Origin of the sequence: Burkholderia reimsis, assembly GCF_003294055.1 — a bacterium.
GTDB classification, from domain to species: Bacteria; Pseudomonadota; Gammaproteobacteria; order Burkholderiales; family Burkholderiaceae; genus Burkholderia; species Burkholderia cepacia.
The window spans coordinates 46,452-61,428 of sequence record NZ_QMFZ01000029.1; the positions used below are offsets into that span (position 1 = coordinate 46,452).

The 14,977-nt window shown below is 57.0% G+C and carries 11 protein-coding genes; 9 read left to right on the plus strand and 2 right to left on the minus strand.

Going from position 1 to position 14,977, the window contains the following annotated elements:
* Nucleotides 1-176: 176 nt before the first annotated feature.
* The 9 genes from gmd to DPV79_RS28590 all read left to right on the plus strand — a co-directional run bounded on the left by gmd (nt 177) and on the right by DPV79_RS28590 (nt 12,655).
* On the plus strand, nt 177-1,211 hold the full coding sequence (gmd, locus tag DPV79_RS28550; RefSeq protein ID WP_113047065.1) for a GDP-mannose 4,6-dehydratase: 1,035 nt from the start codon (nt 177-179) through the stop codon (nt 1,209-1,211).
* Between the two features lie 214 nt (nt 1,212-1,425).
* Complete coding sequence (locus DPV79_RS28555) at nt 1,426-3,366, plus strand: glycosyltransferase family protein (protein WP_133295737.1); 1,941 nt, start codon at nt 1,426-1,428, stop codon at nt 3,364-3,366.
* Nucleotides 3,345-4,301 carry an NAD-dependent epimerase/dehydratase family protein gene (locus DPV79_RS28560; protein ID WP_133295738.1) on the plus strand — a complete coding sequence of 319 codons (957 nt, stop codon included), beginning with the start codon at nt 3,345-3,347 and terminating at the stop codon, nt 4,299-4,301. The genes DPV79_RS28555 and DPV79_RS28560 overlap by 22 nt, the downstream gene beginning before the upstream one ends.
* A gap of 129 nt (nt 4,302-4,430) precedes the next feature.
* The gene (locus DPV79_RS28565) at nt 4,431-5,765 is read left to right on the plus strand and encodes a glycosyltransferase family 4 protein (protein WP_244321828.1); all 1,335 of its coding nucleotides are present in this window, start codon (nt 4,431-4,433) and stop codon (nt 5,763-5,765) included.
* A gap of 110 nt (nt 5,766-5,875) precedes the next feature.
* Nucleotides 5,876-7,822, plus strand: coding sequence for a glycosyltransferase family 61 protein (locus DPV79_RS28570; RefSeq protein ID WP_113047068.1), 1,947 nt, complete (start codon nt 5,876-5,878; stop codon nt 7,820-7,822).
* Nucleotides 7,823-7,864: 42 nt separating this feature from the next.
* Complete coding sequence (locus DPV79_RS28575) at nt 7,865-9,970, plus strand: KpsE/RkpR family capsule polysaccharide export protein (RefSeq protein ID WP_133295739.1); 2,106 nt, start codon at nt 7,865-7,867, stop codon at nt 9,968-9,970.
* Nucleotides 9,971-9,981: 11 nt separating this feature from the next.
* Complete coding sequence (locus DPV79_RS28580) at nt 9,982-10,779, plus strand: ABC transporter permease (protein ID WP_224052731.1); 798 nt, start codon at nt 9,982-9,984, stop codon at nt 10,777-10,779.
* A complete protein-coding gene (locus tag DPV79_RS28585) occupies nt 10,776-11,423 on the plus strand; it encodes an ABC transporter ATP-binding protein (RefSeq protein WP_060066229.1) in 648 nt (215 codons plus the stop codon). The genes DPV79_RS28580 and DPV79_RS28585 overlap by 4 nt, the downstream gene beginning before the upstream one ends.
* A gap of 128 nt (nt 11,424-11,551) precedes the next feature.
* On the plus strand, nt 11,552-12,655 hold the full coding sequence (locus DPV79_RS28590; protein WP_060147668.1) for a sulfotransferase family 2 domain-containing protein: 1,104 nt from the start codon (nt 11,552-11,554) through the stop codon (nt 12,653-12,655).
* A gap of 104 nt (nt 12,656-12,759) precedes the next feature.
* Here the strand turns inward: DPV79_RS28590 and DPV79_RS28595 are convergent, their stop codons facing one another.
* Both DPV79_RS28595 and DPV79_RS42825 read right to left on the minus strand, forming a co-directional pair.
* Nucleotides 12,760-14,400 (minus strand): pectate lyase family protein, encoded by a 1,641-nt coding sequence (locus DPV79_RS28595; RefSeq protein WP_165843586.1) that lies wholly within the window; start codon nt 14,398-14,400, stop codon nt 12,760-12,762.
* 118 nt (nt 14,401-14,518) lie between these two features.
* Nucleotides 14,519-14,854: a hypothetical protein gene (locus DPV79_RS42825; protein WP_165843587.1), complete on the minus strand. Its 336-nt coding sequence runs from the start codon at nt 14,852-14,854 to the stop codon at nt 14,519-14,521.
* Nucleotides 14,855-14,977 lie beyond the last annotated feature (123 nt).

The following is a 14,977-nucleotide window of genomic DNA, read 5'->3' on the forward strand; positions in this document are numbered from 1 at the left end:
GCGATGTGGGCCAGGACTTGAATTGGTTGGATCCGGAAAGTTGTTTTTGAGATACTTCCGGGTTCGGCTGATTTGATGCTCCTGGCGATTCTCGGCGAATTCAGGTGGCGCCACCGTTTGTCCAGGCTGCGTATGCCTGTAATTGGTAAATTATTTACGTTGAATTAGGGAAGAATATGAAGACGGCTCTTATTACCGGTATCACTGGGCAGGATGGCGCATATCTGGCTGAGTTTCTGCTGGAAAAAGGCTATCGTGTCTACGGTTCATATCGTCGGAACAGTTCGGTTAACTTCTGGCGTATTGAAGAGCTGGGAATTCTCAATCATCCGAATCTGAGTCTGGTCGAATACGATCTGACCGATCTGGGTTCGAGCATTCGATTGCTGCAGACCACCGAGGCGACTGAGGTGTACAACCTTGCGGCGCTGAGCTTCGTCGGTGTTTCGTTCGACCAGCCGGTGACGACCGCCAATATCACCGGCTTGGGCGCGGTGAACCTGCTCGAGGCAATCCGGATCGTCAACCCGAAGATTCGCTTCTACCAAGCAAGCACGTCGGAAATGTTCGGCAAAGTGCAATCGATTCCGCAAACCGAAGCCACGCCGTTCTATCCGCGCAGCCCCTACGGCGTCGCCAAGCTGTATGCGCACTGGATGACGATCAACTATCGCGAAAGCTATGATATTTTCGCGTCGAGCGGTATTCTGTTCAATCACGAGTCGCCGCTTCGCGGGCAGGAGTTCGTGACGCGCAAGATTACCGACACGCTCGCGAAGATTCGTCTGGACAAGGCGAGCGTCCTTGAGCTCGGCAACATGAACGCGCTGCGTGACTGGGGCTACGCTAAGGAGTACGTCGACGGTATGTGGCGCATGCTTCAAGTCGAGCAGCCTGACACCTACGTGCTTGCCACGAATCGCACGACGGCCGTGCGCGATTTCGTCTCGCTCGCGGCCCGTGCATGCGACTTCGATCTCGAGTGGCATGGCAAGGACGAGAACGAAGTGGCTGTCGATCGCAAATCCGGCAAGACCATCGTTCGCGTGAATCCCAAGTTCTACCGTGCGGCTGAAGTCGACCTGCTGATCGGCGATCCCGCCAAGGCGAAGCAGGATCTCGACTGGCAACCGAAAACGACGCTGGAAGAGCTCTGCCAGATGATGGTCGAGGCTGACCTGCGTCGTAACAAGATCGGTTTCTCGTTCTAAGAAACCCAATTCGCTCGACGATCCGCTCGCCGTTGCCAATACGGTCTCGGACGGATCGTGAGCTCGCTGCACTCTGGTCTCGGCCCGCGGCTTCGCGAGGCGGGCATCAGGGGCGGGAGGCGGTTTGCGCGTGGGGTCGCGCGGCCGATTGCGGCAGCTCTCTGAAAATGGTTTTCAGAATTCGGCTGGTGTGGCTTTTGTGGATATTATAGATATGTCTCTTACGGAAATTAAGAAGACCGTTGCTGTTGTAGATTACTGGCCCACCATCGAAAATGCTGAAACAGAATGCATTTTGCGGATCAAGTCAGCGCTTCAGGAACTGGGTTACGAAACTGTATCGATCAATCGACACGGTTTTCTCGTTGACGATGCATTGACGCATGTCGATGAGCTCAAGATCGAATTCGTACTCGCACTGCATTTCGATTCGGCGAAAGCATGGAGCGCATTTACCTATTATGCACTGTGGAACCCGCTCGATTTTTATTTCCAGTGGAGCTACCGGGAAAAATCGGAAAACGCGTTGTCCAACGACGCTTTCCTGTCGTGCGGTTCGCGTGTGGCCGACGATCATGCCCGGAGACTGCTGAAGGGCTCGGGCCGCGCGGCAACGGCCCCCTTCCCGACCTTGTTCCATGCCGTCCACGAGCCGGTGGTGCCTCCCGCGCTCGGGCACGGCAAGCTGTTCTACTGCGGTATCAACTGGGAAGCGCTGAGCGGTCGAGGCGGTCGCCATCACGAGCTGATGAAGCTGCTGGATCAGCGCGGCATGCTGGATATTTACGGCCCCGAGGTGTTCCAGAACGTACGAGTCTGGGACGGCTATGCGTCGTATCAGGGATCGATCCCGTTCGACGGCAAAACGCTGATCAAGCGTGTCGCGCAATCGGGCATCGGTCTTGTCCTGTCGTCGGATGCGCACATCAAGTCGGGGTTGATGTCGAGCCGACTGTTCGAGTGCCTGTCCGCAGGCGTGCCGATTATCTGCGATCAAAACCGATTCGCGAGCGACAATTTCGGCGATCTGCTTTTCTATATCGACACGACGGAGCCGGCGGCGACCGTGGCGCGCAAGGTCGAGGAGCATGTCGAGTGGATTCGCGACAACCCGCAGCTCGCGATTGAACGGGCGACCCGAGCGCAGGAGATCTACAAGGAGCGCTTCAGTCTCGTCGAGAACTTCAAGCGCATCCTCGCGACGGGGCCCCACCTTGAGGTCATCGAGACTGACGGAATCGGCCGCACATTGTCGACCCTCTTCATTGCCGATGAGTGCAATCCGGCATTCACGTCGAAAATCCGTTCCTACGCGATGCACATGGCCGGCAAGCGGAATGCAAAGTGCTATGCACTGATTCCGGAGGCGAGCTCGGCCGCGCGCGAGGAGGATATCCGCCAGGCATGCGCGGGCGTGGAAATCATCCGCTTCAAGCGGGATACGAAGGACTACATCGGTACGGCCGACGAAGTCGTCGAAAAGATCGTTGCCGTCCTGGGGGCGTTGCCCGAGGGCGAAATTTTCCAAATCGTCCCTGCTTGGGAGCGTCCGGTCTGGCCGACGATCGAATCGATGTGGAAGAAGCTCGACGCGGCGCCGGAAATGAGCTATGTGGCCGGTGGCTTCACCGTGCTCGAGAACACCGGCAAGCCGCATGAGGGGCGTGCGACGTTCACGAGGCAGACGCTGCTGACCTCGATGATGGACGCGAATGCCCCGTTCTCGTGCTCGTCGACGCTCTATCGACGCATGGATTCGATGAGTGAAGTTTTCGAGACGTTCGCCTATGCTCCGTATTTCTGGCAGCGCTTGATGTCGATCGCCTATCAGCGATTTGGGGAAGGGTTTGACGACGTGCGCGTCGCGTCGGTGGACGATCACGAGTACTACGTCTTCCACCATCGTATTTCCAATCATGATCAGCTGATGCGCGAATCCGAGATCTTGCGGGATGTGCTGGGTTTCGACTATATGGACAAGCATCTTCGTGCTGCCGCAATCGTGCAGAGCCAGCTTGTCGAGCCGATGGCGTTCGTGAAGCAGGTCGATGCGGCCGCCGCGCGCGCGTTGCTGGTCAAGCTTTACGATTCGGTGAAGATACCCAAATTCATTTCTGCTCCCATCCAGTGGTTGTGGAAGAAAAAGGCTATTTAGGAGTATCCATGGACAAGTATTTCGTAACAGGCGGATATGGACTCGTAGGCTCGGCGGTTTGCCGGCAACTCGAGATGGCAGGGGCGTCGTTTGTCGCGCCGCGTCGCGCAGAACTGAATCTGCTCGATCGCGAAGCGGTCGAGGGCTTCATCGCCGCCGAGCGTCCGACTCACCTGATTCATCTGGCCTCGCAGGTTTTCGGGCTGCAAGGTAACCTGCGCAACCAGCTTTCTTCCCTGTCGCTGAATACGCGGATCAACGAAAACCTGCTGACGGGGCTGGCGGGCAGTTCCGTCGAGAAGGTGTTCTTTGCCGGCACCGTGGCGTCGTACCCGTTCCCATATATCAGCCTTCCGTTGAGCGAAGACGACCTGTTCAAGGGGTTGCCGCATTTCGGCGAATACGGCTACGCGAATTCGAAGATCCATGCGTTCCACTATCTGGAACTGCTGAAGAAGTACAACGACATCGAGTATGTGTACGGTGTTTTCACCAACATGTACGGGCCGAACGACCGGTTCGACGTGGAGAACGGCCATGTGGTGCCGTCGTTGATTCGCAAGGCCGAGCAGGCGATGGCAAACGGTACACCGCTGGAAGTCTGGGGGCGACCGGATACGACGCGCGATTTCATGTATGTCGACGACGCCGCACGCGCGGCGATTCACCTGCTCGATCGTGCTGCCGGCGTGGTCAATATTGCATCGGGGATTGAAAGCTCGATGGGTGATCTTGCCGATGCGGTGTGCACGGCGGCAGGCATTTCCGCTCCGATCAAGTGGCTGTCCGACAAGCCGGTCGGGATTCCGCGTCGTTCGGTTGACGTCACGCGGCTTGCCGATACGGGCTTTACCGCGCACACGAGCCTGAAGGACGGTGTCGGCAAGACCTATGGTTGGTTCAAGGAAAACCTCGCATCGGCGCGACTGACATAAACGCGCCTGGGTCGGATGAGGTCGCGATGGACGGTCGCTCGTCCATTGCCAGACGAACGCGCGCCCCGGAGCGCGCGTTCATCTTATCCGGCTTGCTAAACCATTGAATGCTTGCTTGATCGACGGAACATGGACGTACTGGGCAACGAGGGGTTGGCGAGCGCATGGCGGAAGTTGCGTCTTGGCATTTGTGAATCGGTTCACTGGTTTCTGCTGCGACGGCTGGATCTCTGGTGGGTCCCAGGCGGCGCCGTGGCGATGCGGCGTGCAATCGCCAAATCAAACGCTCGTCCTCAAGTCCAGGTGCAACGGTCCGCGCAGCGCAATCTTTTCATTGACGTCTCGATCATAGCGATCAACGACGCCGGGACAGGCATTCAGCGCGTCGTCCGGTCTATCGCGCAGTGCTTGCTGGCAAATCCGCCGGCAGGTATGACCGTTCATCTCGTGCGGGCCACGCGCAAGCAACCCTTTCGCTACGCCACGCAATACCAGGCACGCCTGACGGGGCAGAACAGCCTTGGCGACGAGCGCCTGCTCGATGTGCAACGTGGCGATGTGTTTCTGGGTCTCGACCTGGCAAGCCGCCCGCTGGTCAGGAGGCAACGGGAGTTGCGTCGTTGGCGCGAACTCGGGGTGAGCTGCGCTTTCGTCGTGTACGATCTGCTGCCTGCTGTGCATCCCGAATGGTTTACGCCTGCCGCATCGAAATCCTATTCCCGATGGCTGGAACTCCTGGTGATGCACGCCGATGCATTGTTCTGCATTTCGAAATCCGTTGCCGGAGAAGTCGAGACCCTGCTGCAGGACAAATTTGGTCTCGAGCACAACGAAATGCACGTCGACTGGTTTCATCTCGGCGCCGATTTCAACGCGAGAGAACCGGCCGCGCTCGCCGCGCCGCAATCCGTCGGCGCGCTCACTGCGTCGCGCGCGTCGCGGCTCGTGTTGATGGTCGGCACGGTCGAGCCACGCAAGGGGCACGCCGAGATGCTGGCCGCGTTCGAATCTGCATGGCGCAATGGTATAAACGTCACGCTGGCGATCGTCGGCAAGGCAGGGTGGCGGGTCGATGCGCTGATTGATCGGCTCAAGAATCTGCGGGACACCACCGATAATCTCGTCTGGCTTGCGGATGCGAGCGACAGCGACCTGACGGCGCTGTATGAGCGCGCGGACGGATTGATCATGGCGTCGGAGGCCGAGGGCTTCGGCCTGCCGATCATTGAGGCCGCAAGGCGCGATATCCCGCTGTTCCTGCGAGACATACCCGTGTTCAGGGAGGTCGCGAACGAGCATGCCACCTACTTCCGCGGGGATTCTCCGGCCGAGGTTGCGGCGGGTCTCGAGCACTGGCTACGGGATCTCGAGCGCGATCGCGCCGTCAGAAGCGGGAGCATGGTGACGCTGACATGGGAGCAGAGCGCGCATCGGCTGGGTGAGCTGGTGGAGACGCTCGTGTAGTCCGGGCGCATAAGGATCGAGATCGGGCCGGTGTCGTCGTGGGCACGAATAGGAATGGTAGGGCAGGGAAACAACGATGACCTGTCTAATGGAAATCGGGGAGTGATCGAATGGATAGTTCTTATCTGGTAAATAATTTCCGGGCAGTCGACAACGGTGGCGAGTCACGAAAGAGATCTGCGCTGGAATATGCTTACCAAGTGAGCGGGCTCAATTGCACGTTCGATCAGTTTCTGAGCAAGAATTCCGAGTTGGTCAAGAACTACGTGTTTGGAGGCGAGGCCGACGATTACTATTTCACGTCGATGCTGGCCACGTTCGAGCAGCATGAAGCCGATCTCGATGCATTTTTCGCGGCCGTACTCAACAAGATCGTTCTGCAACTCGAGTTCCAGACCCGACACTTCATTTCCGGCTATGGCCCCGAACTGTTCATCTGCGACGCGCCCAAGAGCCACTTTCGCGTTGCAGTAGCCAACGCGAGCACGACGGCCGGCCTGCTGTTCGGCGATCCGGCCGAGCAGGTGCTTCCCGAGTGGGCCGGTAATCTCCCGCATATCGAATACAACTTCCATAACATCCATTGCCGCTATCTCCACGAACTGGGCCAGTTCGTCGAATCCATTCGTAGAAAGGTCGGCGCGGTGGCGCTGTCGTTGCCGGCCGACGTCGATCAGTTGAAGATTGCCGAACGGTATGCGGCACTGGCCGGCTGGGTCGACGAGAACACGACCTATGTGTTCTGCGGCAAGAAGACTGTTCTGCAAAGCGTCAAACGGAAGCTGGAAGAGAAATATCCGCACGCTGTTGTGCAGAGTCGCGAATACACGTTGAATTCGTCGGCGGCGCGTGAGGAAAAAGCGATCGTTCTGGTGGACGGGTTGAGCGGCCTTCCCGACATCGAGATCGATTGTTTTGACATTCTCGACTGCAGCTTCACGACGGCGGCTGCCAGCAGCAACGCCGATTTCCGCAATCTCAGTTTTGCCGAGACCGAGTTCTTCAAGCCCGTCGAACCCCGGAAGGTCATCAGCTTCCCGCCGATTTCAACGGAAAATACGTTGAAAATGACATCGGAAATCCAGTTCTTCAACGATGTCGTGACGATCAAGAATGGCTCGATCGCGGCCCAGCGCGGTACGGTCGATTCAACCTATCTGCATTTCGCCGAGAGCGGCGAGATCGCAATGGATGCCGGCAATGAAATCGCCCGCACGGAGATGACCGAGCTTTACAGAAGCGGTGTCAACGTGGACGGCATCGTCACCGCGAAGTTGCGGCAGGCGCGTATTCTGAACGTCGCGGGTCCGGCCATGCCGCTGGCCTTTACGCCTGACGTGCATACATTCTTTTCCCATTTCATTCTCCAGTGCTTTCCCCGGATCCTGATTCTGAGGGAACTCGGCATTCCACACGCCAAGATCATTGTTCCGCACAACTTGCGTGCGAAGCAACTCGCGATGTTGCGACTTGCGGGCATTGCCGACGATCAGATCGTGAAAATGCCGCCCGGCGTGATCGTCAAGGCCGACGAGTTGATTGTGCCGCGTGCCTGGCCGCTGGCAATGTCCTCGTTCACGATTCGCATCTACGAAGAGCTGTTGGGGCGCGTCGTGAAGACGAAGCGGCGCCCCATCAAGAACCTTCTGATCAGCCGTGAAAGCCGTCGGACCTGGCGAAACATGGTCAATTACGATTCCGTGCGGAAAATCCTGGTTGATCGATACCGTTTCGAAGAGGTCAAGCCGGAAAAGCTGACGATCGAGGAAGAAATCGAATTGTTCAATCAATCGAAAGTGCTGATCGGTGCGGAAGGGGCGGGGATGTACGCGTCATGCTTTTCCCAGGAAAATTCGCACGTCGTTAGTATCTGTGACGAAGACTACATGATGCCGATTCTCGGCACCATCGGACGCCTGCGCGGATTCAATCTTTATCACGTCTTCGGCGAAAGCTTCCGGTCCGGGCGTGATGTCGATCGACGTCTGCCATATGGCCATTGTGATTTTGCAGTCAACCCTCTCGATGTGGCAGGGTTGGTGGAACAGTTGATCTGAATTCTGCATTGAACTGTTTTGGGTAACTGCCAGGTAAATACCGTGAATATTAGCAATTCTGAAAAACATGCCGACGCCCTCTCACGACCGAATCGAGTGATCTTCGTCGGAGAGGTGCAGGCACTTGGCATGTATCGCCACTTTCAGCAGGTTTTGGAGAAGACCAGGTTGGAAGCGTCGGACGTTCATTTCGTCGATACGAACGATGACGGCTGCCTGGGTTCGGTGAAGGCGTTGGTTGGTTCCGGTGCGCGGGTCGTGCTGCAGATCAATCCGAATCGCATGGCTATCTGCGCTGATATCGCGAATTTCCTCAAAGATCAGGCCGGTACCACGTTCGTCAAGGTGCCGATGCTGCTGTGCGCCGGCCTGTGGCCGTATGACTCGTTCGACAGCGCGTTGCAGCAATCCGGCTCGTCGATTGCTGGCACGCGCGGCGATTCGAAGCTCAAGGCACTGGTGCAGTCCGACGATGTGACGGAGGAAGAGGTTTTCGAGTACATCGGCGGTGTAGGTTTGAACGAGTCAGAGGTCGAGGCGGCATTCGAAGCGGACAAGGAACAATGGGGCGTATTGCAGAGCGAGTGCGGATGGAATTTCCGCGATTACCTGGTAAGCAATTTCTCCAACAAGAAATTGTTCAATTCGCATACGCTCCCGTCTAATGTATCGCTGGGCTTGCTGATTCAAAAGATCGAGACTTTTCTCGAACTGAATGCCGCCGAGCGCACGGAATCGGAGCGGCTGATGTCGCTTTCCGAAATTCTGCAGCCGGAAACGCCGATTCATCCGAGAATCGCGAAGGTCTTGAATCTCGCCTGGCTTCCGGCCGGCAAGAAGTTCGATATCTACGGACGCAAGATCGACTATCAGCGCTGGGTCACGGAGTATGCGAAGTTTTACGCGCCGATGCTGGAGTTTCCCCGGAGCCGATTCACCGAGCGCCCGCATGGTGCGCCGAAAACGACGAGTGATGGCGGCGCGCGGCATGGCGCTGCCAGGGCATTCGTTACACAGGACGCGTCGCATCAGGAGCAGCATTCGGCAGGCACGCTGCTCGGGAGAATGGATAAGCTCTTCGTGCTGTGCGTGATCGTGCCGTTTGTCGTATCGGCCCTGTACTTTGGCTTGATGGCATCGGACATCTACGTTTCGCAGTCGTCTTTCATCATCCGTACCCCCAGCAAGAGCAACCAGTCCAGCGGTTTCATGGGCCAGTTGCTGCAGACTACGGGTATTTCCCGCGCGTCCGATGATACCTACGCCGTCAACAACTACCTGACGTCACGCGATGCACTTGCTTCGCTGAATGCGGGGGAGCGTTACGAGGCTGCCTACAGTGGCGGAAAGGCCGACATCTTCAGCCGCTTCGGCCTGTTCCCGCAACGGCGCACGTTCGAAGACCTGTTCAAGTATTTTGGGGATCACGCCAACGTCCAGTTCGATTCGGATACCGGCATTTCCACGCTGGAGGTCCACGCGTTCTCTGCGTCGGAGGCCAAGGATCTGAACGAACATCTGCTCGAGCTCGGCGAGCAGCGGATCAACCAGATGAACGATCGGGCGCAGCAGGATCTCGTCACCTACGCGCAGCGAGAGGTGGTGCTGGCGGAATCGAATCTCAAGCAGGCGGCGACCGCGCTCTCCCAGTATCGCGAGAAGCAGGCCGTGTTCGATCCGAATCTGCAATCGTCGTTGATCCTGCAGAGCGTGACCAAGCTCCAGGGCGAACTGGTCGCGAGCAAGATTCAGTTGGCCCAGTTGAAGGCGGTGTCGCCGAGCAACCCGCAAATCGGCGCACTGGAGGTGAAGATCAAGTCGCTGCAGGACCAGGTGGATGCCGCGTCGAAGAACGTGACCAACGGGCAGTCGTCGCTGGCATTCAAGAGCCCGGCCTATGAACGACTGGAACTCGACAAGCAGTTTGCCGACAAGCAACTGGCGGCCGCAGTCACGTCGCTCGAGACGGCGCGTAGCGACGCGCAGCGTCAGCACCTGTATCTCGAGCGCATTTCGCAGCCGAACGCGCCTGACAAGCCACTGTTGCCGCGCCGCATCAGAACCGTGCTGGCAATTCTCGCGATCGGATTCGTAGTCTGGTGCACGCTGAAGCTACTCATTGCCAGTATCAAAGAGCATCGCGACTGAGGTGGCTTAAATTGAATATCCATTTTCGAGAGCTGACTGGCTCGTTGAAAATTCAGGGGCGTGTACTGTACGCGCTCCTGATGCGGGAGATCATTACCCGCTACGGACGACACAACATCGGTTTTGCTTGGTTGTTTGCCGAGCCGATGCTGTTCTCGATCGGTGTGGTGATTCTCTGGAACGTCGCGCACAACGAGGGAACCAGTCACCACATCAGTGCGGTCGCCTACTCCTTGACCGGTTACTCGACGATCCTGGTGTGGAGAAACACGATTGGCCGATGCGTGATGGCTGTCGAGCCGAATGCGGCGCTGTTGTATCACCGCAATGTACGGGTTATCGACTTCTTCCTGGCTCGAATTCTTCTCGAGTTGCTCGGTACGACGTTGTCGATGATGATCCTGTTCGTCTTTTTCATGGCGATCGGACTTATCCCGTTTCCACACGATGTCATGAGCATGCTCATCGGGTGGGTATTGCTGTGCTGGTACGCGGGCGCCATGGGTTTGCTGGTGGGTGCGCTGGTGGAATTCAGCGAGGTAGTCGAGCGGCTGTGGCATCCGATTGCCTATTTTCAGCTGCCGGTATCCGGTGCGCTCGTGATGGCTGCGTGGCTGCCCGTGTCGGCCAGAAACATAGTGCTGAAGTTTCCGGTGGCCAACTGCGTCGAGCTGTTTCGTTACGGATACTACGGGAACGAGGTCCGGACCTATTTCGATACCTCGTATGTCGTCCTGTGCAACCTGGTTTTGACCTGCCTTGGTTTGTTTGTCGTTTCTGCGGCGTCTCGCCGAGTGGAGCCTGAATGATTGAGCTCGATGACGTCAGGAAATATTATTCGACCCGGAACGGACAGCGGCTGGTTCTCGATGGCGTGAATTTGACCATCAATCCCGGTGAACGGATCGGCATCCTGGGCAGAAACGGTGCGGGCAAGTCGACCATCATCCGCCTGATCAGCGGTTCCGAGTTGCCGTCGTCCGGCCGGATTTCCCGGAGCATGAGCGTTTCCTGGCCACTCGCATTTTCCGGCGGGTTCCAAGGTAGCCTGACGGGGCTGGATAATTTGCGATTTGTGTGCCGGGTATATCAGGCATCCTTTGAAAACGCACTGCCGTTTGTCGAGGAATTTTCCGAGCTCGGAGAGTATTTGCGTGAGCCGGTAAAAAAATATTCAAGTGGCATGCGTGCGCGCCTCGCATTTGCGATTTCGATGGCGGTCGAATTCGATTGCTTCCTCATCGATGAAGTGATCGCTGTGGGCGATCGAAGATTCCACGAGAAATGCAAATACGAGTTGTTCGAAAGGCGCAAGGATCGCGCGATGATTCTGGTCTCGCACGATGCAATCACCGTGAAAGAGTATTGTGATCGCGCATGCGTGCTCGAGGGCGGCAGGCTGCATCATTTTGACGAAGTTGACGATGCATATGATTTTTACAATCATATCTGACGGCATTCCGGCAGGGCGTCGTTCTTGATTGAGTGGCTCGGGTGAGGCGAGCGGGCGATTGCGGCGTGTGCTAAGCGCCCGGTTGGTGGTGGAGTGCGAGGAGGAAAGGCATGTGCGAGCCAGGTTTCATGCCTGAGTCTTCTTGGGGCAACGAAGACCAGTACAAGGAAAACATGAAAATCAGCAGGCGCGAATCAAATAATCAGGCGGATCGCCTCACGTTATATACCTTGCTTTCGAATTCCTTCGTCGGTGAAGCCGTCGGGAAAGAGGCATGGGTCGCGCACACCCACGGCAATACGGAACTCTGTAAGTTTCTCGAGGGGCTGGATCGCAGAAATCTTTACCGCATAATTTTCGACCGCCCTCCTGAGCGCGTATGGGGAATCGGCTCGGCGACGGAGTTGAACCGGAAGGCTGACCTGGGGTTGCTTCATGACCTTGTTTTCTCCGAGGAGAACAAAGTCATCGGCGAGATCGTTTTTGCAAAGACGATCGAAAACAAGGGTATGGATATTTTCATCCATATTCCCAAGACGGCGGGAACCACGGTAAACAATCTCCTTGATGCTAATTCGACTCTGCTGCGCAATGCCTGCTTCGATATATCGACGCTCGTGGCGCTGTATCGAGATCACACGCAGTCTCGCCGAATCGTTTTCTCGGGTCACAGGACGCTGGAGTTTTACGATCGAACCATCAATTTGAGCGATGTTGGTGTGATCTTTACGTCTATTCGTGACCCGATCGACGTAGCGATCTCGTATTTCAATTTCGCTTTTACGATGGTGCGCAACAATGACGAGGCGTGGGGGGCGCAATGGCGGCCGTTCGTCGATGAGTGGCAGAGTTCTGGTGCCGGTCCCAGTGACTGGTTCGTGAATTATTGCGGATCGGAATTTTTTCGTCGCAACGTCTCAAATATATATTTCGATTATCTTGGTGAGCCGAGTAATTCTCCGGATGATGCGCGGGCGATCATCGATAACATGCTCAGGTTTGGTGTGTTTGCGGTCAAGTCGGATAGGGTGAACGATTTCATTGCTGATTCGGAAGGTGGCGAACGGCTGGAAAAGAATAAATCCGACGCGGTGGTTACGCGCGATACGTTGGGCTTCGACATCCTTCTTCATTTGCGTCGACTCATGCCGACCAATGTGGAGTTCTATGCGCTGCTGGATCATTTCTCGACGTGGAGAAAATCCGGGTACGTTGATTTCAGGGCGGTTTGACGGCCTTGCGCCGGGCGCCGGGTTGCCGGCCGTATCGCGCTTCCCGGTACACGTCCTGAAACGGCAGCGATTGGCCGGTGTTCGTCCGTTTCAGACCGGGCGGCTCATTGCGGCCACCAGGTCCAGTCAGGGCGCGACGAATAGTTGATTCGTAAGATATCGCCTGGTGCGACCGGAAAGGGCGCTTCAGGTGCCGAATTGAAAAGCGGATGCCCGTTCAGGTCGATTGACGAGATATTCCCGCCCCGAATCAATACGAGTGCGCGTGACCCAAGGGGGTTTTTGAATTCCTTGCCGGACGCCGGAAACTGCGGCGAAACAGTGGCCCGGTTTCCGCTGAATCCCGGGGAGTCGGTAATCTGGTTGTTGCTCGCCCCGGCATTCGAAACGCCGTTGGTCGGCGACTGATTGCCATTCAGGTCCACGGCGGTGACCGTCACGTTTCTGGATGCAGGCGAGATCGCGATGCCTTGAGCCTGGTTTCCGGTACCTCTGCCATAAGCATCGCCGCCGACGCGTCCGCCGGATACGCGAACGCCGGTGGCATGCGGGCCGATATCGATACCGTTACCTTCGCCGACCTTGAGGAAACTGTTGCCGAATATGTTGGGTGAAGGGATGTTGATGTTCTGGCCGCCGGTCAGATTGATTCCGTGTCGACGCCATCCGCTCACTTGCGCCGGGGACAAGGTGGCATTGATGACGGCCTGCGGATAAGCGCCGCCGCGCTGGGTGCCGTCGACGACAATGCCGTCGAGGCCTGAGCCCGACTGACCCTTGATCGTCGAATATATCGACAACTGGCCGATATATTGCGATCCGTTGCCTGACGGTCCGCCGACCCACACACCGGCGCGACCGGCCCCGTCGATGTAACCTCCCGGCGTCAATGTGGGCTCCAGTATCAGCTTGTTGTCGGCGCGCTGTTCGATATGCACGTTGTCGACCGTTGATTGCCCGATATAGTAGGTGCCGTCGAGTGTGATGTGTTCCCCGCCAAAGATCGAAATGCCGTATTGCCAGCCTTTCAATAGAGGGCCATTGATGTAAGGGCTTGAGATTTCCACTTCGGTCGGCAATTCGACAGCGCCGGTTGACGCTTTGTACCCTGATGCGGCGCTCAGGGGAAGCAGCGAAATGGCGGTGTGTGAATTGTGCGTCGGGCCGGCCTCCGGATCGTAGTTTCCCGGCGCGACGATTTCGTCTAGTTTTATACCCTGCCCGCCATACAGGAATATTCCATATGCGCCATTTGTAAATGACGCGCGAATTGTGGACTGAATGGGAGACAGCAAGACGACGTGCGGTTTCGTTTTGACGATGGCATTTGTGTGGAAGAAGCCGATGTCGATGATGTCGTTGCCGACCAGGGGAGTGACCGGGTTCGGGCCGACAACTATATCGACGATGTCCGAATCGGTTGCAATGACGGTCGCGGATTTGCCGGCGCCGCGCAGCCTGATGTGCGAGCGAGTTTCCCGCAGGGTCGACTTGACCAGGTACACCCCGGATGGCAGATCGCAGGTGCCGCCGCGCCGTTTGCTCGATTGGTAGTCAATGCAGGCCTGGATGGCTTTCGACACGTCGATACTGGCAGTACCGGCTTTGACATCGGCGATCTGCGCCGGCGACATGAAGTCGAACACGTTGTCGCTATCCGACAATTTGTCGGTGATCGAGCAAGGGACGCTTCCGGAGGCCGGCAACTGAAATAACCGGGAGGAATCGAGATGGACGGTATTCAAGCCATTTTCGGCACGGGAAGTGAGATCGTCGGCATATGACGGGACTAAACAACTGGTGCCTGCAAGACCGAGTCCCAGAAGGCACGAGATTGCGGTTTTTCGGTGGTATTTTATGATTTCAATTGCATGTTTTTTTCTCCATTCCGAATAACGCAGCCTTGCTGCGAGCAGGGGGAGGCGAAGAGCGCGGACGAGTATCGTTTCCGTAATAATCGATGTCAGTAGTGCCGCTTTGATGGAGTTTTTGCTTGACGCGATAGCAGTACACCGATATCGTTTGTTCCCTGTTTTCATGGCGTTCTTTCAATTCCTGCACGGTCGCAGTGGGGTGCCTGCGGCTGCTTGCTTTCAAGGGTCTGTTGGCGGTGGCCTCAATGCGTATGACCGTCGCTTGCCGGCGGCGTTCTCCCGGATCGAAACTCGAAAGCGATTTGCAGGGTGTTGCCGTTGGCATGCCATATCGACGGGGGCAATTCCCGCGGGCTGTCGGTGGGCTTGTCACATTCGGAGTGGTATATTTATCGGCCGTCGTCGGGAGGCGGCGGCACGGTCTGGCACCGCAGTGTGTGCACGGCCA

Bases quoted from the DNA above. Each gene is read 5' to 3' on its own strand.
- DPV79_RS28570 (WP_113047068.1), top strand. From the start codon at position 5,876: ATGGATAGTTCTTATCTGGTAAATAATTTCCGGGCAGTCGACAACGGT.
- DPV79_RS28585 (WP_060066229.1), top strand. From the start codon at position 10,776: ATGATTGAGCTCGATGACGTCAGGAAATATTATTCGACCCGGAACGGA.
- DPV79_RS28565 (WP_244321828.1), top strand. From the start codon at position 4,431: ATGGACGTACTGGGCAACGAGGGGTTGGCGAGCGCATGGCGGAAGTTG.
- DPV79_RS42825 (WP_165843587.1), bottom strand. From the start codon at position 14,854: ATGCCAACGGCAACACCCTGCAAATCGCTTTCGAGTTTCGATCCGGGA.
- DPV79_RS28555 (WP_133295737.1), top strand. From the start codon at position 1,426: ATGTCTCTTACGGAAATTAAGAAGACCGTTGCTGTTGTAGATTACTGG.
- gmd (WP_113047065.1), top strand. From the start codon at position 177: ATGAAGACGGCTCTTATTACCGGTATCACTGGGCAGGATGGCGCATAT.
- DPV79_RS28590 (WP_060147668.1), top strand. From the start codon at position 11,552: ATGCCTGAGTCTTCTTGGGGCAACGAAGACCAGTACAAGGAAAACATG.